We start from the raw sequence: 21,789 nt of genomic DNA, 5'->3' as shown, positions 1-21,789 counted from the left end.
CCTCACGGCTTTTCGATCGGGGAGGGTCGCGCTTCAGCGACCCCGCGTAATTCATGTTTGATATCGGCTGGACGGAATTTCTCGTCATCGGCGTGGTCGCCCTCGTGGTGATTGGACCGAAGGAGCTGCCGCGCGTGCTGCGCACGATGGGGCAGGGCGTGCGCAAGCTTCGCCACATGGCGGGCGAGTTTCAGGGGCAGTTCAACGAGGCGCTGCGCGAGGCGGAGCTTTCCGACCTCAAGGACAGCGTGAGCGGGCTCCGGAGCGATCTCTCCGGGCTGGCGAGCAATGCCCGCGAGTCGATCTCCAAGGCGCTGCCGACCAACCCGCTGCAGGATATCGAAACCGATCTGAAGGCGCCCACTGGCAGTGTCGAGGCCGGCACCGGCCTGCCGCCGGCGGCCGTGGCGGAGCCCGCGCTGCCCGCGCCCGGCGATCTGGAGCCGCACCCGTTCGAGACGGTGGAGGATGAGGTCCGCAACGCGGCTGCCGGGCTTGAGGCGTCGGCCCCGGCCGCCGCTTCCGCGCCTGTGGCGGCCGCGACGCCGTCTCCGTCCGCGCCAGACTCTACCACCGCGCCACGGCCACAGACGGCGGCCGCTCCTGCGGAGGCTCCCAAGTCCATCGACGCGCCGAAGCCTGTTGATACGCCAAAGCCTGCCGAAACGACCAAATCCGCCGACATGCCCAAGCCGGCGGAGCCTGCTCCTGCCGTCACGCCGGCCGCGAAGCCGAAGCGGGCACGTGCGGCCGCCGTGGCCGATGCCGCCTCCACCGATACACCATCCGCCGAGGCGCCGAAGCCCGCCCCCCGTCGCACGGCGCGCAAGCCTGTTGCGGCGACGGAAGTGGCCGAGCCGGAACTGTTCGAGGCGGTCGCCTCGCTGGATCAGGGCGCACCGGCCGAACGCGCCGCCAAGCCGGCTGCCAAACGGGCTACCAAGCCGCGCGTCAAGGTCAAGCCGGCCTCCGGCAATGAAGGGCCGGCCCTATGAGCCAGGATGAAATCGACGCCTCGAAGGCGCCGCTGATCGAGCATCTGATCGAGCTGCGCTCGCGCCTCATCAAGTCGCTGATCGCGTTCTTTATCGCCTTCTTCGCCTGCTTCATGCTGGGTAAGTTCATCTACAACATCCTGCTCTGGCCCTATGAGTTCGCGGCCGGCGGCACCGAGCATGTGAAGCTCATCTACACCGCGCCGCAGGAATTCCTGTTCACCCAGATCAAGCTCGGCATGTTCGGTGCGGCCTTCATCTCCTTCCCCATCGTGGCGACGCAGATCTACATGTTCGTCGCGCCGGGGCTCTACAGCCACGAGAAGAACGCCTTTCGCCCCTATCTGGTGGCGACGCCGGTGTGCTTCCTGATCGGGGCGGCCTTCGTCTATTTCGTCGCCATGCCGCTGGCGATGACCTACTTCCTCTCCATGCAGCAGTTGGCCGGGCCGGATACGCCCGAGATTTCGATGCTGCCGCAGGTCAGCGAATATTTGTCGCTGATCATGACGCTGATCTTCGCCTTCGGCATCTGCTTCCAGTTGCCTGTGATCCTCACCCTTCTGGCACAGATTGGGGTCGTCACGTCGGACCAGCTGAAGAAGGCGCGGCGCTACGCGATTGTCGGCGTGTTCGTCGCCGCGGCGGTGCTGACGCCGCCTGACGTGGTGAGCCAGTTCGCCCTCGCCATCCCGACGCTGCTTCTCTACGAGGTCTCGGTCCTGCTGGTGCGCATGGTCGAGAAGAAGAAAAAGCGCGCGGCGGAAGCAGCGGAAGCGGCCGAAAACGCCGCCGTCTGAGGCGGGGCGGTCTGCGCCAGGTCGGCATGCCTCAAAGCCCGGCTTTGCCGGGCACCTCAGGATGACGATGTTCTCTTGGGCGGAACAGGCTGCCGTCATGCTGAGGTTCGAGCGAAGCGAGCCTCGAAGCACGCATACGCCCGCACGCGCTTTCGCGCGGGCCCGCACTTGTCCCCGCCGTCCCGATTGGCTACGTCCCTGCAGTCCCGGCGCGAGGCCGGGAGCGGCGCGTTTGAAGGCGAGACTGCCATGCACGACATCAAGTGGATCCGCGAGGAGCCGAACGGGCTCATCAACGCGCTGGTGCGGCGCGGGACGGCCTCCGAGGAGGCGACGGCGCTGGTCGACGGGCTGATCGCCCTCGACGAGACCCGCCGCGCCGGCATCGTCAAGCTGGAAGAGCTGCAGGCCCGCCGCAACGCCGCCTCGAAGGAGATCGGCGCCGCCAAGAAGGCCGGCGAGAACGACCGCGCCGAGGCGCTGATGGCCGAGGTCGGGGCGCTGAAGACCGATATTCCGGCGCTGGAAGAGCAGGTGAAGGCGGCCGAGGGTGAGCTGCACAGCCGCCTCGCCGCCATCCCCAACGCGCCGCTGGCCGAGGTGCCGGAAGGCGCCGACGAGCACGGCAATGTCGAGATCGCGCTGGTCGGCCAGAAAATCGGCTTTCCCTTTGTCGCCAAGCAGCATTTCGAGATCGGCGAAGGCCTCGGCCAGATGGATTTCGAGGCGGCGGCCAAACTCTCCGGCGCGCGTTTCGTCGTGCTGAAGAACAAGCTGGCGCGTCTGGAGCGCGCCATCGGCCAGTTCTTCATCGACACCCACACCGAAGAACACGGCTACATGGAAGTCGCGCCGCCCATTCTGGTGAACGACGCGGCGATGTTCGGCACGGCACAGCTGCCAAAGTTCAAGGACGATCAGTTCCTTGTTGGTACTGTGCTGGGTCGAGAGCACGCCTTTGGATACGCTGGCGACCTTGGGCGACAGGGTGAAGCTGAGAGCGACATCGTCTCGGAAGCCAAGCAATTCGAGAATTTGGCAGGGGGCACGCATTGGCTCATCCCCACAGCGGAAGTCCCGCTGACCAATCTCGTCGCCCAGTCCATACTCTCCGAGGAAGAACTGCCGCTGCGCTTCACCGCGCTCACCCCCTGCTTCCGCGCCGAGGCGGGGTCGGCGGGGCGCGATACGCGCGGGATGATCCGCCAGCACCAGTTCAACAAGGTGGAGATGGTCTCCATCACCACGCCGGAACAGTCGGCGGACGAACATGAGCGCATGCTGGCCTGCGCGCAGGCGGTGCTGAAGAAGCTCGGCCTGCATTTCCGGGTGATGACGCTGTGCACCGGCGACATGGGCTTCGCCTCGGCCAAGACCTATGACATCGAGGTCTGGCTGCCGGGGCAGAACGCCTTCCGCGAGATTTCCTCCTGCTCCACCTGCACCGATTTCCAGGCGCGGCGGATGAATGCGCGCTACCGCCCGGCCGGCGCCAAGGCGCCGCGCTATCTGCACACGCTCAACGGCTCGGGCGTCGCGGTCGGCCGGGCGATGGTGGCGATCCTGGAGAATTACCAGAACGAGGACGGCTCGGTCACGGTGCCTGACGTGCTGGTGCCCTATATGGGCGGGCTGACGCGGATCGAGAAGAACTGAGCCCGGTCGCACGCAGCGTCATCCCGGAATCGCCGTCAGGCGATATCCGGGATCGGGGGCAAGCCGGAGGACGATCCCGGCTCTGCGCTGCGCTTCGGCCGGGATGACGTCGAACTTAAAAGCGAGGACAGATGCGCATCCTGGTGACGAATGACGACGGCATCCACGCGCCGGGGCTGGAGGCGTGCGTCCGCATCGCGCGTGCGCTGTCCGACGATGTGTGGGTGGTGGCGCCGGAAACGGACCAGTCCGGCGTGTCTCATTCGCTCTCGCTGTCCGATCCGCTGCGGCTACGGCAGGTTGAGGAAAAGCGCTTCGCCCTGAAGGGCACGCCGACCGATTGCGTCATCATGGCGGTGCGGCACATTCTCGCCGACCACAAGCCCGACCTTGTGCTGTCAGGCGTCAATCGCGGCCAGAACGTGGCCGAGGATGTCGGCTATTCCGGCACGGTGGCCGGCGCCATGGAAGGCACGGTGCTCGGCATCCCCTCGGTCGCGCTTTCGCAGGCCTATGGTTTCGAGACCAAGAAGGCGCCGCCCTATGATGTCGCCGAGCATTGGGGCCCGCAGGTGATCCGCACCCTGCTGGAGGAGGGCATTCCGCCCGGCATCGTGGTGAATGTGAACTTCCCCAACCGCCCGGTGAACGAGGTGCGCGGCATCGCCGTGACCGCGCAGGGCCGGCGAGACCAGGATTTGCTGCGCATTGACGAGCGGGCGGACGGGCGCGGAAATCCCTATTACTGGATCGCCTTTGAAAAGCGTATCTTCGAGACGGTGAATGGTTCGGATCTGCACGCGCTCGACGAGGGCTGCATTTCAGTCACGCCGCTGCGTCTCGACATGACCGACGAGCCGATGATGACGAGGCTCGCGCAGGTTTTCGCGGCTAAGCCGCGCTGAGGCATGGGCCCGCCGTTCCGGACGGGGCAGGGAGGTCGCCCGTGAGCGGCGCCGACAAGAGCGAGGATCTGCAGCGCGCCGAATTGCTGCTGGCGCTGCGCAAGCGCGGGCTGCGCGAGCGGCAGGTGATGCGCGCCATGGAGCAGGTGCCGCGCGAGCGCTTCGTCGAGCCGGCCTTCCGTCCCATCGCCTGGCAGGACCTCGCTCTGCCGATCGATTGCGGCCAGACCATCAGCCAGCCCACCGTGGTGGCGCTGATGACCGAGGCGCTGGAACTCGGCCCCTCGCACAGCGTGCTGGAGGTGGGCACCGGCTCGGGCTACCAGACCGCCATCCTCGCCAGCATCGCCGGCCATGTGGTGACGCTGGAGCGCTTCCGCACGCTGGCGGACTCGGCGGCTCGCCGGCTCGCCTCGCTCGGCATCGCCAATGTCGAGGTGCTGGTCGCCGATGGGCGGGACGGCGCCCCCCAGAGCGCCCCCTTCGACCGCATCCTGCTCACCGCCGCGGTGGAGGAGGTGCCGCCGGCGCTTTTCGAGCAACTGGCGATGGGCGGCATACTCGTCGCCCCGGTCGGGCCGCCCGAGGGCACGCAGTTTCTCATGCGCTACCGCCGCGGATTGCAGGGGCTGGAGACGCGCGAACTCGGGCTGGTGCGGTTCGTTCCGATGTTGCCCGGTGTCGCGGTAGTGCTCTGAGAATGCCGGGAATCCGCCATTTTTCCTGACGTGTCGGGCCCGGCTTAAGCGGCTGTTTACCTGTACGACGCATTAATCTCCACGAGTCCAGCGTTCGGGTGGGGTGCGATGCGTAAATTTCTGACGGCGTCCGGTAGCGGTCCCCTCATGCGGATTTCCTTCGTCGTTCTGACGGCGGGGGGAATGGCCGCGTGCAGCGCCGATTCCGCCCGGTTCAGCAGCAATCCCAACTCAAATCCCTTCGCATCGTCGCCGACCTATACCGGCTCGGTTGCCGCCGCCCCGACGGGCGCGGTGCAGAGCGCGCCGATGGGCGGATCGTCGACGGGTGGCGTGCCGCTGGCGCCGATCGGCCAGCCAGTCGCCAGCGCCTCGCCCGCCCCCTACGGCACGCCGGCCCCCTATGGAGCCCCCGCTCCCTATGGCACGCCGGTGGCGAGCGCTCCTTATGGCGCCCCGACCCAGCTTTCCGCCGCTCCCACCTACACGCCGCCGGCCGCGCCGCAGGCCGGCTATGGCGGTACCCAGCCGCTCTATGGCAGCCAGCCGCAGCCGCTGCAGGCGCCCGTTGCCGCCGCCCCGGTGCGCACGCCCGCCCCGCAGGTTGCTGCCGCCGGCGGCTCTCATGTGGTGGCGCCGGGCGAGACGCTGAGCTCGATCGCCCGCAATTACGGGCTGACGCGCACCGAACTGGCGAATGCCAACGGCATCGACTTCAACACCATGGTGCGGATCGGCCAGAAGCTGACCATTCCCGGTTCCGCTGGCGGGGCGGTGATCGCCGCTGCGCCCAAGCCGGCAATCGCCACCCCGGTGGCGCCGAAGCCGACCCCGGTGGTCGCCACCGCGCCCGCAACACCGGCTGTCGCGCCGGTCGCCCAGGCGACCGCGGCGCCGAAGCCGCAGACCATCGCCGCCGTCAAGCCTTCCGAGACGCCGGACGAGATCCGCACCGCTGCCGCAGGCCCGCAGTTCCGCTGGCCGGTGCGCGGGCGCGTCATCTCGGGCTTCGGGCCCAAGCCCGGCGGCCAGCAGAATGAGGGCATCAACATCTCGGTGCCGGAAGGCACTTCGGTGAAGGCCGCTGAAGACGGCGTCGTCGCCTATGCCGGCAGCGAGCTGAAGGGCTATGGCAACCTGGTCCTCATCAAGCACGCCGATGGCTGGGTCACGGCCTATGCCAATAACAGCGCGCTGGATGTGAAGAAGGGCGACACCGTCAAGCGCGGCCAGGTGATCGCCAAGGCCGGCCAGACCGGCAATGTCACCTCGCCGCAGCTGCATTTCGAGATCCGCAAGGGCTCGCAGCCGGTCGACCCCTCGCAATATCTCGCCGGTCTCTGACCGCCGCACTCCCCTAGGCGGGAACCGTTACCCCCTTAGGCGGAGCCATGCGCTCCGCCTCACCCATCCGGCGCGACGTTAGGACCTTGGCGCCGGTCAGCGCGGGGCGGCCGGCGGTTCCGACAAGGACACGCCAAGCCGCCCCGCGACATCCTGCACATATTGCCACGCCGTGCGGCCCGAACGCGCCCCGCGCGTGGTCGACCATTCCAGCGCTTCCTGCCGCAGCGTCTCCGGCGCGATGGGAATGGCGAAGTGGGCGATGTAGCTGTCGATCATCGCGAGATAATCGTCCTGGCTGCATTTGTGGAAGCCCAGCCACAGGCCGAACCGGTCGGAGAGCGAGACCTTCTCCTCCACCGCCTCGCCGGGATTGATCGCGGTCGAACGCTCGTTCTCCACCATTTCGCGCGCCAATATGTGGCGGCGGTTGGAGGTGGCGTAGAAGATCACATTCTCCGGGCGTCCCTCGATGCCGCCCTCCAGTACCGCCTTCAGCGACTTGTAGGAAGTGTCGTCGGCGTCGAAGGACAGGTCGTCGCAGAAGATGACGAATCGGAACGGGGCCGGCCGCACCAGGCTCATCAGCGCCGGCAGCGTCTCGATGTCCTCGCGGTGAATCTCCACCAGCTTGAGCGGCGGCTTGCCTTCGCGCGCCATCTCGGCGTTGACCGAGGCATGGGCGGCCTTGACCAGCGAACTCTTGCCCATGCCACGCGCGCCCCACAGCAGGGCGTTATTGGCCGGAAGGTCGCGGGCGAAGCGCAGCGTGTTGTCCATCAACAGGTCGCGGGTGCGCTCAATGCCCTTGAGAAGCTCCATCTCGACCCGGCTGACACGCGGCACGGCTTCGAGCCGGCGCTCGTCTGCATGCCAGATGAAAGCGTCGGCCTGCGTGAAGTCGGCGGTGGCTGCGCGGGCGGGGGCAAGGCGTTCGAGCGCGTCGGCGATGCGGGTGAGTACGGCGCCGAGATCGGCCGGTGAGTGGGTCATGATGGGCTCCTCCGCCTGCGGGAATAGCCATTGCGGCGGCGCGGGACAAGCGGAACCGTAACGCTCGGTACGCCATAGCGCGCCTGTGACCCCGCTCCGGCCGACGGCGTTTGCATTCGGCGGGAGCGTCAGTATAGTCCGCGCCGCTTCGCCGGGCCTTTCGCCCGCCTTCGATCGACGGACAAGGAACCGACATGTTGATTACGCCCGCCTATGCGCAGGCCGCCCCCATGGGCGGCGGTACCGACATGCTGATGTCGCTGCTGCCTTTCGTGCTGATCTTCGTGATCATGTATTTCCTGATTCTGCGCCCGCAGCAGAAGAAGGTGAAGGCGCACCAGGAAATGGTGAAGAGTGTCCGTCGCGGCGACACCGTCGTCACCTCGGGCGGGCTGATCGGCAAGGTCGCGCGGGTGATCGACGACAGCGAGATCGAGCTGCAGGTGTCGGAGGGCGTGAAGATCCGCCAGCTGCGCGGCATGATCTCCGAGGTTCGCGCCAAGGGCGAGCCGGCCAAGGAAGATACCGAGTCCTGAGCGCTGACCTCTTGCGGCCGTAACCGCTAGGGCGGCCGGAAGGAACCCCATGCTTTACTTCTCGAAATGGAAGGCGTTCGCGATCCTGGCGGTCTCGGCCATCATCTGTTTGATGGCCGTGCCCAGCCTGCTGTCGCAATCCGCCTATGACAGCCTGCCCAGCTTCCTCCAGCGCAAGATCGTGCTGGGCCTCGACCTTCAGGGCGGGTCCTACATCGTCCTGCAGGTCGACGCCCAATCCGTGCGCAAGATCCGCCTTGAGCAGCTGCGCGACGACGCACGCCGCGTGCTGCGCGATGCCAAGATCGGTTACACCGGCCTCGCCATCCAGGGCGAGGCGGTCGAGGTGCGGATCCGCGACGGCCAGGATGTCGAGGCGGCGCTGACCCAGCTGCGCACGCTGGCGCTGCCGATCGGCGGCGCGATGGCGAGCGCCGGACAGCTCGACACCGATGTCTCGCGCGATGGCAACACCATCGCACTGGCGCCGACCTCGGCCGGCGTCCAGGCCCGCACCATCCAGGCGGTGTCGCAGTCGATCGAGATCATCCGCAAGCGTATCGACCAGCTCGGCACCACCGAGCCGTCGATCCAGCGCCAGGGCGCCGACCGGATCCAGGTGCAGGTGCCGGGCCTGCAGGACCCCTCGCGGCTCAAGGCCCTTCTCGGCCAGACCGCGCAGCTGACCTTCCGCCTTGTCGACAACACGATGAGCCCGCAGCAGGCGCTGCAGGGCCGTGCGCCGGCCGGAACGGATGTTCTCACCTCGCAGGACAACCCGCCGGTTCCCTATCTGATCGAGCAGCGCGTGCTGGTCGCCGGCGAAGACCTCACCGACGCGCAGCCGGGCTTCGACCCGACGACGCGCGAGCCGGTGGTCACCTTCCGCTTCAACACCAATGGCGCCCGTCGCTTCGCCGAGGCGACGCAGGCCAATGTCGGCCGGCCCTTCGCCATCATCCTCGACAACCACGTCATCTCGGCGCCTGTCATACGCGAGCCGATCCTCGGTGGCTCCGGCCAGATCAGCGGCAATTTCACCGTGCAGGAAGCGAACGACCTCGCCATCCTGCTGCGGGCCGGCGCCCTGCCAGTGCCGCTGCAGGTGGTGGAAGAGCGCACGGTCGGGCCGGGCCTCGGCGCGGATTCGATCCGGGCCGGCCTCATCGCCTCCATCGTCGGCGCGACGCTCGTCGCGTTGTTCATGGTGGCGACCTACGGCCTGTTCGGCGTCATCGCCAATATCGCCGTCGCGATCAATGTCGGCATGATCTTCGGCCTCCTGGCCATGCTCGGGGCGACGCTGACGCTTCCCGGCATCGCCGGCGTGGTGCTCACGGTCGGCATCGCGGTGGATTCCAACGTTCTGATCTATGAACGCATCCGCGAGGAGGCGAGGGCAGGGCGGTCGGCCATTTCGGCGATCGACGCCGGATTCACGCGCGCCCTGGCGACGATCCTCGATTCCAACATCACCACCTTCATCGCGGCGGCGGTGCTGTTCTATGTCGGTTCCGGCCCGGTGCGTGGCTTCGCCATCACCTTCGGCATCGGCATCATGACCACCGTCTTCACCGCCTTCACGCTGACCCGCCTTATGGTGGCGCTGTGGGTGCGCTGGCGGCGCCCCCAGCGCGTGCCGATCTAAGAAAGGCGAGCATTTCCATGCGTCTGCTCCGCATCGTACCGGACGACACGAATTTCGACTTCATCCGCTTCCGGCGGATCAGCTTTCCGATCTCGGCCCTGCTGTCGATCGTGGCGCTGGTGGCGTTCTTCACCATGGGTCTGAATTTCGGCATCGACTTCAAGGGCGGCACGCTGCTTGAAGTGCGCTACGCCAACAACACGCTGAACATCGCCGATGTCCGCTCGCGCCTTGAGTCGCTCGACCTTGGCGAGGTGCAGATCCAGGAGATCGGCGGCGACGGCGAGGTGCTGATCCGCGTCGCCCAGCAGCCGGGTGGCGAGCAGGCCCAGCAGGTGGTGGTCGGCAAGGTGCGCGCGGCGCTCGGCGAGGGGGTCGAGTACCGCCGCATCGAGGTGGTTGGTCCGCGCGTCTCGCAGGAACTGCTCAGCTACGGCATTGTCGGGCTGATGATGGCGGTCGTCTGTATCCTCATCTATCTCTGGTTCCGCTTCGAATGGCAGTTCGCGCTCGGCGCCTCGATCGCCAACTTCCACGATATCGTGCTCACCATCGGGTTCATGGCGATCTTCCAGATCGACTTCGACCTGACCAGCGTCGCCGCCCTGCTCACCATTCTGGGCTACTCGCTGAACGACACCATCGTCATCTATGACCGCATCCGCGAAATGCTGCGGCGCTACAAGAAGATGCCGACGGAAGAGCTGCTGAACGCCTCGATCAACTCCACCCTGTCGCGCTCGGTCATCACCCATGTGACGGTGACGCTGGCGCTGCTGGCGCTGGTGCTGTTCGGCGGCCGGGCGATCCACTCCTTCTCTGTGACGATGATGTTCGGCGTGGTGCTCGTCGGCACCTATACCTCGATCTTCATCGCTTCGCCGCTGCTGATCTATCTCGGCGTCTCGACCCGGGCGATGGCGGAGAAGGCGGAGAAGGAAGCCAAGAGCGCCAATTCCAAGGCGGAACGTCTCGCGCCGTGAGCGCGGGAGAGCGTAAACGGGGGAGGGGCTGATGGCGACGCCGGACGCCCACCTTCCCACTCAGGTTCCGATCGACGGCTATGCGCGCGGCGCGTTCCACTTCGCCGGCATGGCGTCGGCCGGTTCCATCCTGGCGCTGCCCTCCGGCATCCACGCCTGGCCGCCGCGTGTTCCGGGTGAGATCGATGCGGGTGCGCTTGCGCGGGTTCTCGCCGAGGCCGCCGGCATCGAACTCCTGCTGATTGGCACCGGGCCGGACCCCTGGCCGCTTCCCGACGCCCTGCGCTGGCAGTTGCGCGATGCCGGTATCGCGGTCGATACCCTGCCTACCCGGTCGGCCGCCTCGACCTATAATGTGCTTCTGGCGGAAGGCCGCGCGGTCGCCGCCGCGCTGCTCGCGCTGCCCTGACGCCGCGCCGCCCGTCGCCCAACTTCCGGACCGCAGACATGAGCCGGCCAAGCCTGACCACGGACACGGACTATTGCGCGGCGCTGGTGCGCGATCTCGACCGCGACCGCTATGTCGCCGACCTGTTCGCGCCCGCCGGGCCGCGCGGCGCGCTGTTTGCCCTGCATGCCTTCAATGTCGAGGTGTCGCGGGTGCGCGAGGCGATCACCAATCCGCTGGCCGGTGAGGTGCGGCTGCACTGGTGGCGCGAGGCGCTGGCTGGCGGCGCGCGCGGCGATGTGCAGGCCAACCCGGTGGCGGCGGCGCTGCTCGCGGCGATCGAGACGTACCGGCTGCCGCGCGCCAGCCTTGAGGCGCTGCTGGAAGCCCGGCAGTTCGATCTCTATGACGACGCGATGCCGACGGTGAACGATCTGGAGGGCTATGCCGGCGAGACCTCCTCGGCGCTGATCCGCCTCGCCACGCTGGTGCTGGCGCCGGAGGCGGGCACGGCCTCTGCCGAGGCGGCCGGGCATGCCGGGGTGGCCTATGCGGTCACGGGGCTGCTGCGGGCCTTTCCTGTCCATGCCCGGCGCGGCCAGTGCTATCTCCCGCTCGATCTGCTGACCGCGCACAAGCTGACGCGCGAGGACGCGGTGTCGGGGCAGGCGAGCCCGGCGCTCATGGAGGTGCTCGCCATATTGCGGGTGCTGGCCCGCCGGCATTATGGGGCGGCGATGACGGCGCTGGCCGGGGTGAACCCGGCCGAATTGCCGGCCTTCCTGCCCTTGATGCTGGTGCCCGGCGATCTCGACGCCATGGAACGCCCGCACGACCCGTTCGCGGCCGTCCCGGCGGCGCCCGCGCTCGCGCGCCTGTGGCGGCTCTGGCGCGGGGCCGGTGCGCTCAGAAAGGCCGTGAAGGCCCGCTGAGGCGCCGGTTCAGCCGGCGCGGTCCTTGGCGATCCGGTCAAAGGCCTGGAGCCGGGCGACAAGGGCCTCGAACTGGTTCAGCGGCACCATGTTGGGGCCGTCGGACGGGGCCTTGTCGGGATCGGGATGGGTCTCGATGAACACGCCGGCGACGCCGACCGCCACCGCCGCCCGCGCCAGCACCGGCACGAATTCGCGCTGTCCGCCGGAGGAGGTGCCCTGTCCGCCGGGCTGCTGCACCGAATGAGTGGCATCGAAAATGACCGGCGCGCCTGTCGTCTCCGCCATGATCGGCAGCGCCCGCATGTCGGTGACAAGGGTGTTGTAGCCGAAGGAAACGCCCCGCTCCGTCACCAGCACGTTCGGATTGCCGCCCTCGATCAGCTTGGCGACAACGTTCTTCATGTCCCAGGGGGCGAGGAACTGCCCCTTCTTCACATTGACGACCCGCCCGGTAGCGGCAGCGGCGATGAGAAGGTCGGTTTGGCGGCAGAGGAAGGCGGGGATCTGCAGGACGTCGACCACCTCGCCGACCGGCGCGCACTGGTCATTCTCGTGCACATCGGTCAGCACCGGCATGCCGTAGCGCTCGCGGATCTCGGCGAAGACGGGGAGGGCGGCGGAAAGGCCCATGCCGCGCGCACCCTTGATCGAGGTCCGATTCGCCTTGTCGAAAGAGGCCTTGAACACCACGCCGACATTGAGCCGGGTGGCGATCTCCTTGATCGCGGCGGCGCATTCGAGCGCGTGGTCGCGGCTTTCCATCTGGCAGGGGCCGGCGATCAGCGCCAGCGGCAGGTCATTGCCGAAGCGCACATTGCCGATCGAAACCACGGAATTAGCGCCTGAGCCGCTCATGAGATGTTCCTCGGGTGGGGCGCGGGGGTCAGACGACGCCGGCGCGCAGTATGTCGTGAATATGGATGATGCCGACCGGCTTGCCCTCCGTCACCGCGAAGACGACGGTGATGGGGACCGGGCGCCGGTTCATCAGCCCCAGCGCGGCGCTGGCGAGTTCCAGCGGGTCGATCACGAAGGGTGAGGAGGTCATCACCTTCTCCACCGGCGTGGCAAGCAACTGGCTGCTCATATGGCGACGCAGGTCGCCATCGGTGACGATGCCGGCGAGGCAGCCGGCGCCGTCGACGACGCCGCAGCAGCCGAATCGCTTGCCGGTTATCTCGATCAGCGCCTCGCTCATCGGCGTGCCGAGCCGCACCAGCGGCATTTCCGCCTCCTGGTGCATGATGTCGGCCACCTTCAGCAGGCGCGCGCCCAGCTTGCCCCCGGGGTGGAACACGCGGAAGTCGGAGGCCGAGAAGCCTCGCCGCTCCAGCAGCGCCACGGCGAGCGCGTCGCCAATGGCGAGCTGCATCAGGGTGGAGGTGGTGGGGGCGAGCCCGTTCGGGCAGGCCTCCTCGACGCGCGGCAGCACCAGCGCCACATTGGCGGCGCGGCCGAGCGTGCTCGCGGCGCTGGAGGTGATGGCGACCAGTGGCACGGCGAAGCGGCGGGCATAATGCACGATATCGCCGAGTTCGGCGGTCTCGCCCGACCAGGAAATCGCCAGCAGCACATCGTCCGGCGTCACCATGCCGAGGTCGCCATGGCTGGCTTCGGCGGCGTGCAGGAACAGGGCCGGCGTGCCTGTGGAGGCGAGGGTGGCGGCGAGCTTGCGCCCGATATGGCCGCTTTTGCCCATGCCGGTGACGATGACGCGGCCGCGTGCGCCCTCGATGAGCCCGATGGCGGCTTCCACCGCGTCGCCGAGTTCAACCTCGATCGCGGCGCAGAGCGCGGCCAGGCCCTTGGCTTCGATCGCCAGGGTGCGCAGCACCCGCTCGCGCAGTCGGTCGTCCCGCACGGGTGTGGCTACGGCGGAGTTTGTCTGAGGCTGGGCGGTGCCCAAGGTGATGCTCCCTTGCTCATGGCTGCCGGGGCGCGCTGCGCCCGGCCGCCCTACAGCGCCACGCAGCGCGTCAATAAGCGCCAAACGCCCGCGATGCAATGGAGGAGCCCGCCGAGGACGCGCGGCCGATGCACGGAACCGTCGATACCACCTGCACGTTGGGTGGCGCGGATGGTCGCGACCAGAGGGCAGAGTGATGGATATGGGGCGCGACATCGCCAGCGGCACAGGGGGCTCCGCAGGATCTACGGTGCCGGAGAAGCGCGATGAGTGGCTGTGGCGACGGCTCTCGCAGGTCGCCATGGTCGCGGTCGCGGTGGTGGTGGTCGGGGCGGCCCTGGTTGCCGCGCGCCCGGTGCTGGTTCCCATCGTCGCCGCCGTCATCATCGGCAGCGTGATCGGGCCGGCGATTGAGGGGCTGTCGCGAAGGGGCGTGCCGACCTGGCTCGGCTCGCTGCTCATGGTCGTCGGCGTCGCCGCGCTAATCTATGGACTTGCGGCGGCGATGGCCGCGCCGCTCGCCGACTGGACGGCGCGGGCGCCGGAGATCGGCGAAACGCTGCGCGAGCGATTCGCCTCGCTGAAGCCGGCGATGCAGACCTTTGCCTCGGTGTTCGAATCGATCCAGTCGATCGGCCGGGTGGCCGAGCCGCCCATGGTGGTGGAGGTGGCCGATTCGCAAATGCTGGGCAGCGTGGTGGCGCTGGTGACGCCCGTGATTGGCCAGCTGATCCTCTTTCTCGGCTCGTTGCTGTTTTTTCTCGCCGGCCGGGTGCAGATCAAGCGCCGGGTGGTGCAGGTGATGACGCCGCGCAAGACGCGGCTGGCGGCATTGCGGGTTTTTCGCGAGATCGAGGAAAGGCTGGGTGCCTATCTGGTGACCGCCACCTTCATCAATATCGGCCTCGGCCTCGCCACCGTCCTGATGACCTGGGCGCTTGGCCTGCCCAATCCCCTGCTCTGGGGCGTGCTGGCGGGCGTGCTCAACTATGTGCCCTATGTCGGCCCGGCAATCACGACCCTGATTCTCGCCATGGCCGGCATTGTCTCCTTTCCGGGCCTGCTGCCGGGCCTGCTGCCAGCGGCGGCGTTTTTGGTCATCACCAGCATCGAGGGGCAGTTTCTCACGCCGCTGATCATCGGGCGGCGGGTGTCGCTCAATCCCTTTGCGGTGTTCCTGTCCATGGCCCTGTGGACCTGGCTGTGGGGGCCGGCGGGAACCTTTCTGTCGGTTCCGCTGCTCATTGCCGCCATGGCGCTCGGCGACAGCCTGATGGCGAAAAGCCGACCGCAGCTGCCGGGGTGAGACTATTCACAGGCTGTTCACCGGCAGGGCGCTCCTGCGCTTGACACCTGCGGGAGCGTGCCTTAACACCCGGCCCACTCGCTGCGGGGCCCGGTGCTTCCGACCCGCGCAGGGGGGTGTAGCTCAGTTGGTTAGAGCGCCGGCCTGTCACGCCGGAGGTCGCGGGTTCGAGCCCCGTCACTCCCGCCATCCCTTGCGATGGACCCGCCGGACGGGAATAATGTGCCCGGCTCACCCACGTCTCGCCTTTTTTCTAATCGGTCCTTCGCTGAGCCCGCCTTCCGTCGCGGGCCATGACGCACGCCGCCGTGTTTCGACGCCGCCCCGGCTTTCATGCACGCCGTTCGGCTGATAGATTCGACGCCAAGCGTTGCGAGCGAGGTAGGGCGCATGAAGAGAGCATTCCCGTCGGCCAGCCTTCTGGCCTCCGTGCTGCTGCTGGCGGGCGCTGCCCTGCCGGCGCTCGCCCAGGACGGAATGACCCCGCCGCCGGGGCAGGCCTCGCCCAGCCCCTTCATCAACAATCTCGGCCCCGATGCGCCGCAGCCGCAGACTGGCGAGCTGGTGCCGCTACCCGGCCCGCCGCCGGAGGGCAAGGAGGCCGAGATCAAGCTGCCCGATTGCGCGCCGCCCAATTGCGGGACGCCGCAGATCATGGAATAGCGCGGCATCGCCGACGCACTGGTCGACGCATTGGCCGATACGCCCGGCAAGGGCAGGGGAGACCTACCCGCTAGCGTCCCTGCCCGGGTCGCACATCCGCGCGGCACGAGGTCCTGCGGATCGACAGGCCTGTACCGGCCGGTATCCAGCCGCCGCTGGCGCTGACCGATTCCTGCTGCGCTGTCTCCTGCGGCCGTTGCTGTGGCGGGAAAATCCTGTTCTCGCCAGAAGGGGGGGGCTGCGTCGCCGCGGGCCGGGGCGTCGTCTTTGCGAAAATCACAGAGCCGGACAGCGATTGTCTGTGTGACAATGACATGACCGCTCGTGTAGCGTGGTAGCCGCGTAATGGGGCGCGGTCCGATCCGCCGGGTTCAGCCGGATCGGACCGCGCCCCAAGATCCGATGGTGATTCAAAGAGGCGGCCATGGACACGATCATCGACTTCCTGAACACCATCTTCTGGGGCTACGTGCTGATTTACGGCCTGCTGGCGGTGGGAATCTATTTCACCGTCCGGCTGAAATTCCTGCAGATCGTGCATTTCCCCGAGATGATCCGTTCGATCCTTGGATCGAGTGAGACCGATCATGCCGGCATTACGCCGTTCCAGGCGCTCTGCACCAGCCTCGCCTCGCGCGTCGGCACCGGCAACATCGCCGGCGTGGCGGTGGCGCTTTATCTCGGCGGGCCGGGCGCGATCTTCTGGATGTGGGTGGTCGCCTCGCTCGGCATGGCCACCGCCTTCGCCGAAAGCACGCTGGCCCAGCTCTACAAGATCAAGGACGAGGACGGCCATTATCGCGGCGGACCCGCCTTCTACATGGCTAAGGGCCTCAAGGCGCCGTGGGCCGGGTCGATCTTCTCGGTGTGCCTGATCCTCTCCTTCGGCCTCATCTTCAATGCGGTGCAAGCCAATTCTATCGCCGATGCCATGGAGGGCGCCTTTGGCGCGCCCAAGCTCGCAACCGGGCTGGTCATCGCGATTCTCACCGGAATCATCATCTTCGGCGGCATCGCCGCCATCGCCCGGGTGGCCGAGATCGTCGTGCCCTTCATGGCGGCGGGCTATCTCGGCATGGCCCTGTTCGCCGTGGCGATGAACATCAGCGAAGTGCCCTCGATGTTCTCGCTGATCATCGCAAGCGCCTTCGGCTTCGCGCCGGCGGCCGGCGGCGTTGCCGGCTCGGTCGCGGCGGCGATGCTCAACGGGGTGAAGCGCGGTCTGTTCTCCAACGAGGCCGGTATGGGCTCGGCGCCGAACATCGCCGCCGCCGCCACGCCGGATCCGCATCACCCGGTGAGCCAGGGCTTCGTGCAGGCGCTGGGCGTGTTCATCGACACCATCCTCATCTGCACCGCGACCGCGTTCCTGATCCTGCTGTCCGGCCTGCTGGAGCCCGGCTCCGGCCTCACCGGCACGCAGCTGACCCAGGCGGCGATGACCCACCATATCGGCTGGGCCGGCAGCTATTTTGTCGCCATTGCGATCTTCTTCTTCGCCTTCACCTCGATCATCGGCAACTACTCCTATGCCGAGGGTGCGCTGGTCTATCTCGGCATCGGCAACCATGCCGGACTGGCGGTGCTCCGGCTGGCGGTCATGGTGATGGTGGTGTGGGGCGCGCACGAATCGGTGGCGACGGTGTTCAACGCCGCCGATGCCTCGATGGGGCTGATGGCGACGGTGAACCTCATCGCCATCGTGATGCTCTCCGGGCTCGTGTCGCGACTGACGCGCGACTATCTGGAGCAGCGGCGGGCCGGAAAGAAGCCGCGCTTCACCGCCGCCTCCATGCCCGAACTCGCCGGCCAGATCGACGCCGACATCTGGAACCGGCCCTGAGCCGAGGGCGCCTGCCGCTGCGGCTTCCGCCGTCGGCAGGCGCTTGCGCATCTCGATGTGGGCGAATTGTCCCACCTGCGCCCGCGGCGAGGCGATGACAGGGCCCGCCGTTCGCCTCCCGCCCCGGCGCGACGCTTCCGGCGCAGGGCCCTCGCGCGCCCGCCGGGCCGGCCTTCCCGCCCGTATGTACCAAGCTACCGAAGGCATCCGGGCCGTCCGGCCCGTTGTATCCACGGCACCCTTCGCGCGACCCCGCCGATTGAGCGATGAATTCTGTTGTTTGGCGGGATTTTACGGGCGTTCTCGGGGGGATGTGCCGGGGCACGGTAGCGGCCGGCGCAAGGTGTGAATTCTGTATACCAGACCTGCGCGATTGCCGGCGGATGCCCTTGCCTCGGTTCGGGCGGTGCGATAAGCCTGCCGCGTGCTTTGAATATTTCGCAACTGCGATTGCACGACAGATGACCTATCCTGGCCCGGGAGGATCCCATCCATGAGCAGCCTGCTTCAGGATTATCTGCCCGTCGTGATCTTTATCGGCGTGTCGGCATTCATCGGCATCGCCCTTCTGGTTGCGCCGTTTCTTGTCGCCTTCAGCCGGCCCGATCCGGAGAAGATGTCGGCTTATGAATGTGGCTTCAATGCGTTCGACGATGCGCGCATGAAGTTCGACGTCCGGTTCTATCTGGTCGCCATTTTGTTCATCATCTTCGATCTGGAAGTCGCCTTCCTGTTTCCCTGGGCGATCACATTCGGGGAACTTGGCAATTTCGGCTTCTGGTCCATGATGGTGTTCCTCTTCGTACTCACCATCGGTTTTGTCTACGAGTGGAAGAAGGGAGCGCTCGAATGGGATTGAGCGCGCATAGCCCTCTCGTCGCCCCGGCGGCCAAGGGTATCATCGACCCCAATACCGGCCGTCCGGTCGGCGCCACCGATCCGTTCTTCGTCGAGGTGAACGCCGAGCTCGCCGATAAGGGCTTCCTCGTCACTGCGACGGATGACCTCATCAACTGGGCCCGTACCGGCTCGCTGATGTGGATGACCTTCGGCCTCGCCTGCTGCGCGGTCGAGATGATGCAGACCTCGATGCCGCGCTACGACGTGGAGCGCTTCGGCTTCGCGCCGCGCGCCTCTCCGCGCCAGTCCGACGTCATGATCGTGGCCGGCACGCTGACCAACAAAATGGCGCCGGCGCTGCGCAAGGTCTACGACCAGATGCCGGAGCCGCGCTACGTCATCTCCATGGGCTCCTGCGCCAATGGCGGCGGCTACTACCATTATTCCTATTCGGTCGTGCGCGGCTGTGACCGCATCGTGCCGGTGGACATCTATATTCCCGGCTGCCCGCCGACCGCAGAGGCCCTGCTGTACGGGGTGCTGCTGCTGCAGAAGAAGATCCGCCGCACCGGGACGATCGAGCGCTGAGGGTTCGAGGCGATATGGACGAGACGCTGAAAGAGCTGGGCGCGCATGTGAAGGAATCGCTTCCCGACGCGGTCGAGGAAGTGATCATGTCCTATGGCGAGCTGACGCTGGTGGCGTCGGCGGCCGAGGTCATCAAGGTGCTGACCTTCCTGCGCGACGACCCGTCCTGCCGCTTTGTCAGCTTCATCGACATTTGCGGTGTCGACTGGCCGCAGCGCGAGAAGCGCTTCGACGTGGTCTATCACCTGCTGTCGCCGACGCTGAACGCCCGCATCCGTATCAAGGTCGAGACCGACGAGACGACGCCGGTGGCCTCCGCCACCCCCGTGTTCGCCGGCGCCTTCTGGTTCGAGCGCGAGGCGTTCGACATGTACGGCATCCTGTTCTCCGGACACCCCGAGCTGCGCCGAATCCTCACGGATTACGGCTTCGACGGCTATCCGCTGCGCAAGGACTTCCCGACCACCGGACTTGTCGAGGTCCGCTATGACGACGAGCGCAAGCGCGTGGTCTATGAGCCGGTGAAACTGGCGCAGGAGTTCCGCAGCTTCGACTTTCTCTCGCCATGGGAGGGGCCCGACTACGTGCTCCCCGGCGACGAGAAGGCAACCACCCCGAAGGCGGGCTGAGGTGAGGTCCGAGCGATGAACGCACCCGGCAAGATCGACCCCAACGTCCGCAACTTCCAGATCAATTTCGGCCCGCAGCATCCGGCGGCGCACGGCGTGTTGCGCCTGATCCTCGAGCTCGACGGCGAAATCGTCGAGCGCGTCGACCCGCATATCGGCCTGCTCCATCGCGGCACCGAGAAGCTGATCGAGGCCAAGACCTATCTGCAGGCCGTGCCCTATTTCGACCGGCTCGACTATGTCGCGCCGATGAACCAGGAGCACGCCTTCTGCCTGGCGATCGAGCGTATGCTCGACATCACCGTGCCCAAGCGCGGCCAGCTGATCCGCGTGCTTTATTCCGAGATCGGCCGCATCCTCTCCCACATGCTGAACGTGACCACGCAGGCGCTCGACGTCGGCGCGCTCACCCCGCCGCTGTGGGGCTTCGAGGAACGCGAAAAGCTGATGATGTTCTATGAGCGGGCCTCCGGCTCGCGCATGCACGCGGCCTATTTCCGCCCCGGTGGCGTCCATCAGGACCTGCCGCGCGCGCTGGTCGAGGACATTCTCGCCTGGACGCACACCTTCCCCGGCTTCATGGACGATCTGGAAGGCCTGCTCACCGACAACCGCATCTTCAAGCAGCGCAATGTCGATATCGGCATCGTCTCGCTGGAGGACGCCTGGGCGTGGGGCTTCTCGGGGGTGATGGTGCGCGGCTCGGGCGCGGCCTGGGACCTGCGCAAGTCGCAGCCCTATGAGTGCTATGACGAGCTGGAATTCGACATTCCGATCGGCAAGAACTGCGACAATTACGACCGCTACTGCATCCGCATGGAAGAGATGCGGCAGTCGGCGCAGATCATGCGCCAGTGCTGCGAGCGTCTGCTGAAGGAAGCGGGCCCGGTCTCGGCGGTCGACAACAAGATCGTGCCGCCCAAGCGCGGCGAGATGAAGCGTTCGATGGAAGCGCTCATCCACCACTTCAAGCTCTACACGGAAGGCTTCCACGTTCCCGCCGGCGAGGTCTACGCCGCCGTGGAGGCCCCCAAGGGTGAGTTCGGCGTCTATCTCGTCGCCGACGGCACCAACAAGCCCTATCGCTGCAAGATCCGCGCACCCGGTTTCGCGCATCTTCAGGCGATGGATTTCCTGTGCCGCGGCTACATGCTCGCGGACATTTCGGCGATCCTCGGATCGCTGGATATCGTGTTCGGTGAAGTGGACCGCTGATCCCTCGGGGACGCGGTTCGATCGGAAGGGTACGGCATGTCTGTCCGTAGGCTTGCTCCAAAAGAGGTTCAGCCCGAGAGCTTCGCGTTCACGGTGGAGAATCTCGCCTGGGCCGAGAAGGCCATCGCGAAATTTCCGCCCGGCCGGCAGGCCAGCGCGGTGATTCCGCTGCTCATGCGCGCGCAGGAGCAGGCGGGCGGCTGGGTCTCGGAACCGGCGATGCGCTATGTCGGCGAGATGCTCGGCATGGCGCCGATCCGCGTCTACGAGGTTGCCACCTTCTACACCCAGTTCCAGCTCCAGCCGGTCGGCAAGCGCGCCCATATCCAGGTGTGTGGGACCACGCCCTGCATGCTGCGCGGGGCCGGCGACCTGATCAAGGTGTGCAAGAGCCGGATCCATGAGGAGCCGTTCCACCTTTCCGCCAGCGGCGATCTGTCGTGGGAAGAGGTCGAATGCGCCGGCACCTGTGTGAACGCGCCGATGATCCAGGTGTGGAAGGATGTCTATGAGGACCTGACGCCGGAGGATCTGGAGAAGATCCTCGACGCCTTCGAGCGTGGTGAACATCCCGCGCCCGGTCCGCAGAACGGCCGCCACACCTCCGCGCCCGTCACCGGGCTACGGGTGCTGACGGCGCCGGAACTGTTCGATGGCTCGATGGTCGGGCAGGGCGCCGGGCTGGCGCTCGCCCGCGAAGCGCTCGCTGCCAAGGCCAAGGGCGAGGCGGCTCCCGATGCACCGCCGCCGGCCGCTGCGGCCGCCGCGCCGCCGCCCCCGCCCAAGAGCGACCCGGCCCCCGCCGCTGCCCCCGCCGCCAAGGCGGTCGAGGCCGCTGGCGAGGCCGACAAGGAGAAGCCGAAGAAGCCTGTCGCCCCGCCGCCCGGCAAGGCGACGGACCCGAAGGCGGAATGAGGA

At 67.1% G+C, this 21,789-nt stretch carries 22 protein-coding genes and 1 tRNA gene; 20 read left to right on the top strand and 3 right to left on the bottom strand.

Annotation, left to right across the window (positions count from 1 at the left end):
- Window positions 1-53: 53 nt before the first annotated feature.
- The 6 genes from tatB (at window position 54) to A3M1_RS0122450 (ending at window position 6,398) form a co-directional block, all read left to right on the top strand.
- On the top strand, window positions 54-995 hold the full coding sequence (tatB, locus tag A3M1_RS0122475; protein WP_018391240.1) for a Sec-independent protein translocase protein TatB: 942 nt from the start codon (window positions 54-56) through the stop codon (window positions 993-995).
- On the top strand, window positions 992-1,795 hold the full coding sequence (gene tatC / locus A3M1_RS0122470; protein ID WP_018391239.1) for a twin-arginine translocase subunit TatC: 804 nt from the start codon (window positions 992-994) through the stop codon (window positions 1,793-1,795). Before tatB ends, tatC begins: the two co-directional genes overlap by 4 nt.
- Window positions 1,796-2,044: 249 nt before the next feature.
- The gene (serS, locus tag A3M1_RS0122465) at window positions 2,045-3,451 is read left to right on the top strand and encodes a serine--tRNA ligase (protein WP_018391238.1); all 1,407 of its coding nucleotides are present in this window, start codon (window positions 2,045-2,047) and stop codon (window positions 3,449-3,451) included.
- Between the two features lie 131 nt (window positions 3,452-3,582).
- Window positions 3,583-4,356 carry a 5'/3'-nucleotidase SurE gene (gene surE / locus A3M1_RS0122460; protein ID WP_018391237.1) on the top strand — a complete coding sequence of 258 codons (774 nt, stop codon included), beginning with the start codon at window positions 3,583-3,585 and terminating at the stop codon, window positions 4,354-4,356.
- 41 nt (window positions 4,357-4,397) lie between these two features.
- Window positions 4,398-5,054 (top strand): protein-L-isoaspartate(D-aspartate) O-methyltransferase, encoded by a 657-nt coding sequence (locus A3M1_RS0122455; RefSeq protein WP_018391236.1) that lies wholly within the window; start codon window positions 4,398-4,400, stop codon window positions 5,052-5,054.
- A 183-nt stretch (window positions 5,055-5,237) separates the two neighbouring features.
- The gene (locus A3M1_RS0122450) at window positions 5,238-6,398 is read left to right on the top strand and encodes a M23 family metallopeptidase (RefSeq protein WP_018391235.1); all 1,161 of its coding nucleotides are present in this window, start codon (window positions 5,238-5,240) and stop codon (window positions 6,396-6,398) included.
- A gap of 96 nt (window positions 6,399-6,494) precedes the next feature.
- Here A3M1_RS0122450 and A3M1_RS0122445 read toward each other — a convergent pair whose 3' ends face one another.
- Window positions 6,495-7,391, bottom strand: coding sequence for an ATP-binding protein (locus tag A3M1_RS0122445; RefSeq protein ID WP_018391234.1), 897 nt, complete (start codon window positions 7,389-7,391; stop codon window positions 6,495-6,497).
- A gap of 194 nt (window positions 7,392-7,585) precedes the next feature.
- Here A3M1_RS0122445 and yajC point away from each other — a divergent pair, with 194 nt between their 5' ends.
- From yajC to A3M1_RS0122420, 5 genes are read left to right on the top strand one after another with little or no spacing between them, the layout of a single operon-like run.
- Complete coding sequence (yajC, locus tag A3M1_RS0122440; RefSeq protein WP_018391233.1) at window positions 7,586-7,927, top strand: preprotein translocase subunit YajC; 342 nt, start codon at window positions 7,586-7,588, stop codon at window positions 7,925-7,927.
- A gap of 49 nt (window positions 7,928-7,976) precedes the next feature.
- Window positions 7,977-9,575: a protein translocase subunit SecD gene (gene secD, locus A3M1_RS0122435; RefSeq protein ID WP_018391232.1), complete on the top strand. Its 1,599-nt coding sequence runs from the start codon at window positions 7,977-7,979 to the stop codon at window positions 9,573-9,575.
- Window positions 9,576-9,592: 17 nt separating this feature from the next.
- Entirely contained in the window at window positions 9,593-10,558 is a 966-nt protein-coding gene (secF, locus tag A3M1_RS0122430; RefSeq protein WP_018391231.1) for a protein translocase subunit SecF, read from the top strand.
- 31 nt (window positions 10,559-10,589) lie between these two features.
- Window positions 10,590-10,967 carry an Mth938-like domain-containing protein gene (locus A3M1_RS0122425; RefSeq protein ID WP_018391230.1) on the top strand — a complete coding sequence of 126 codons (378 nt, stop codon included), beginning with the start codon at window positions 10,590-10,592 and terminating at the stop codon, window positions 10,965-10,967.
- A 38-nt stretch (window positions 10,968-11,005) separates the two neighbouring features.
- The gene (locus tag A3M1_RS0122420) at window positions 11,006-11,878 is read left to right on the top strand and encodes a phytoene/squalene synthase family protein (RefSeq protein WP_018391229.1); all 873 of its coding nucleotides are present in this window, start codon (window positions 11,006-11,008) and stop codon (window positions 11,876-11,878) included.
- 9 nt (window positions 11,879-11,887) lie between these two features.
- On the opposite strand, the gene kdsA is transcribed toward A3M1_RS0122420, so the two are convergent.
- Both kdsA and A3M1_RS0122410 read right to left on the bottom strand, forming a co-directional pair.
- Complete coding sequence (gene kdsA, locus A3M1_RS0122415; protein WP_018391228.1) at window positions 11,888-12,736, bottom strand: 3-deoxy-8-phosphooctulonate synthase; 849 nt, start codon at window positions 12,734-12,736, stop codon at window positions 11,888-11,890.
- Window positions 12,737-12,764: 28 nt separating this feature from the next.
- Window positions 12,765-13,742 carry an SIS domain-containing protein gene (locus A3M1_RS0122410; RefSeq protein WP_245261817.1) on the bottom strand — a complete coding sequence of 326 codons (978 nt, stop codon included), beginning with the start codon at window positions 13,740-13,742 and terminating at the stop codon, window positions 12,765-12,767.
- Window positions 13,743-14,037: 295 nt separating this feature from the next.
- Here A3M1_RS0122410 and A3M1_RS0122405 point away from each other — a divergent pair, with 295 nt between their 5' ends.
- The 9 genes from A3M1_RS0122405 to nuoE all read left to right on the top strand — a co-directional run bounded on the left by A3M1_RS0122405 (window position 14,038) and on the right by nuoE (window position 21,786).
- Window positions 14,038-15,093 (top strand): AI-2E family transporter, encoded by a 1,056-nt coding sequence (locus A3M1_RS0122405; protein ID WP_018963953.1) that lies wholly within the window; start codon window positions 14,038-14,040, stop codon window positions 15,091-15,093.
- A 112-nt stretch (window positions 15,094-15,205) separates the two neighbouring features.
- Window positions 15,206-15,282, top strand: a tRNA-Asp gene (locus tag A3M1_RS0122400).
- 201 nt (window positions 15,283-15,483) lie between these two features.
- The gene (locus tag A3M1_RS0122395) at window positions 15,484-15,756 is read left to right on the top strand and encodes a hypothetical protein (protein ID WP_018391225.1); all 273 of its coding nucleotides are present in this window, start codon (window positions 15,484-15,486) and stop codon (window positions 15,754-15,756) included.
- Between the two features lie 424 nt (window positions 15,757-16,180).
- Window positions 16,181-17,599 (top strand): sodium:alanine symporter family protein, encoded by a 1,419-nt coding sequence (locus A3M1_RS0122390; RefSeq protein ID WP_018391224.1) that lies wholly within the window; start codon window positions 16,181-16,183, stop codon window positions 17,597-17,599.
- 493 nt (window positions 17,600-18,092) lie between these two features.
- Window positions 18,093-18,458, top strand: coding sequence for an NADH-quinone oxidoreductase subunit A (locus A3M1_RS0122385; RefSeq protein WP_018391223.1), 366 nt, complete (start codon window positions 18,093-18,095; stop codon window positions 18,456-18,458).
- Entirely contained in the window at window positions 18,449-19,027 is a 579-nt protein-coding gene (locus A3M1_RS0122380; protein WP_018963954.1) for an NADH-quinone oxidoreductase subunit B family protein, read from the top strand. Before A3M1_RS0122385 ends, A3M1_RS0122380 begins: the two co-directional genes overlap by 10 nt.
- A 14-nt stretch (window positions 19,028-19,041) precedes the next feature.
- Entirely contained in the window at window positions 19,042-19,656 is a 615-nt protein-coding gene (locus A3M1_RS0122375; RefSeq protein ID WP_018391221.1) for an NADH-quinone oxidoreductase subunit C, read from the top strand.
- 15 nt (window positions 19,657-19,671) lie between these two features.
- A complete protein-coding gene (locus A3M1_RS0122370; protein WP_018391220.1) occupies window positions 19,672-20,871 on the top strand; it encodes an NADH-quinone oxidoreductase subunit D in 1,200 nt (399 codons plus the stop codon).
- A 36-nt stretch (window positions 20,872-20,907) separates the two neighbouring features.
- A complete protein-coding gene (gene nuoE / locus A3M1_RS0122365; RefSeq protein ID WP_026221455.1) occupies window positions 20,908-21,786 on the top strand; it encodes an NADH-quinone oxidoreductase subunit NuoE in 879 nt (292 codons plus the stop codon).
- The last annotated feature ends 3 nt before the right edge of the window (window positions 21,787-21,789 follow it).

This window comes from Ancylobacter sp. FA202 (genome assembly GCF_000380205.1).
Lineage (GTDB): Bacteria > Pseudomonadota > Alphaproteobacteria > Rhizobiales > Xanthobacteraceae > Ancylobacter.
The sequence above is the reverse complement of the archived record's forward strand: the minus strand, read 5'-3'. Positions and strand labels throughout refer to the sequence as shown.

What these genes read in the sequence shown, in the direction of transcription:
- A3M1_RS0122375 (WP_018391221.1), top strand. Translation starts at nt 19,042, where the DNA reads ATGGACGAGACGCTGAAAGAGCTGGGCGCGCATGTGAAGGAATCGCTT.
- A3M1_RS0122390 (WP_018391224.1), top strand. Translation starts at nt 16,181, where the DNA reads ATGGACACGATCATCGACTTCCTGAACACCATCTTCTGGGGCTACGTG.
- A3M1_RS0122425 (WP_018391230.1), top strand. Translation starts at nt 10,590, where the DNA reads ATGGCGACGCCGGACGCCCACCTTCCCACTCAGGTTCCGATCGACGGC.
- A3M1_RS0122380 (WP_018963954.1), top strand. Translation starts at nt 18,449, where the DNA reads ATGGGATTGAGCGCGCATAGCCCTCTCGTCGCCCCGGCGGCCAAGGGT.
- secD (WP_018391232.1), top strand. Translation starts at nt 7,977, where the DNA reads ATGCTTTACTTCTCGAAATGGAAGGCGTTCGCGATCCTGGCGGTCTCG.
- nuoE (WP_026221455.1), top strand. Translation starts at nt 20,908, where the DNA reads ATGTCTGTCCGTAGGCTTGCTCCAAAAGAGGTTCAGCCCGAGAGCTTC.
- tatC (WP_018391239.1), top strand. Translation starts at nt 992, where the DNA reads ATGAGCCAGGATGAAATCGACGCCTCGAAGGCGCCGCTGATCGAGCAT.
- A3M1_RS0122395 (WP_018391225.1), top strand. Translation starts at nt 15,484, where the DNA reads ATGAAGAGAGCATTCCCGTCGGCCAGCCTTCTGGCCTCCGTGCTGCTG.
- secF (WP_018391231.1), top strand. Translation starts at nt 9,593, where the DNA reads ATGCGTCTGCTCCGCATCGTACCGGACGACACGAATTTCGACTTCATC.
- serS (WP_018391238.1), top strand. Translation starts at nt 2,045, where the DNA reads ATGCACGACATCAAGTGGATCCGCGAGGAGCCGAACGGGCTCATCAAC.
- A3M1_RS0122420 (WP_018391229.1), top strand. Translation starts at nt 11,006, where the DNA reads ATGAGCCGGCCAAGCCTGACCACGGACACGGACTATTGCGCGGCGCTG.
- surE (WP_018391237.1), top strand. Translation starts at nt 3,583, where the DNA reads ATGCGCATCCTGGTGACGAATGACGACGGCATCCACGCGCCGGGGCTG.
- yajC (WP_018391233.1), top strand. Translation starts at nt 7,586, where the DNA reads ATGTTGATTACGCCCGCCTATGCGCAGGCCGCCCCCATGGGCGGCGGT.
- kdsA (WP_018391228.1), bottom strand. Translation starts at nt 12,736, where the DNA reads ATGAGCGGCTCAGGCGCTAATTCCGTGGTTTCGATCGGCAATGTGCGC.
- A3M1_RS0122450 (WP_018391235.1), top strand. Translation starts at nt 5,238, where the DNA reads ATGGCCGCGTGCAGCGCCGATTCCGCCCGGTTCAGCAGCAATCCCAAC.
- A3M1_RS0122370 (WP_018391220.1), top strand. Translation starts at nt 19,672, where the DNA reads ATGAACGCACCCGGCAAGATCGACCCCAACGTCCGCAACTTCCAGATC.
- tatB (WP_018391240.1), top strand. Translation starts at nt 54, where the DNA reads ATGTTTGATATCGGCTGGACGGAATTTCTCGTCATCGGCGTGGTCGCC.
- A3M1_RS0122385 (WP_018391223.1), top strand. Translation starts at nt 18,093, where the DNA reads ATGAGCAGCCTGCTTCAGGATTATCTGCCCGTCGTGATCTTTATCGGC.
- A3M1_RS0122445 (WP_018391234.1), bottom strand. Translation starts at nt 7,391, where the DNA reads ATGACCCACTCACCGGCCGATCTCGGCGCCGTACTCACCCGCATCGCC.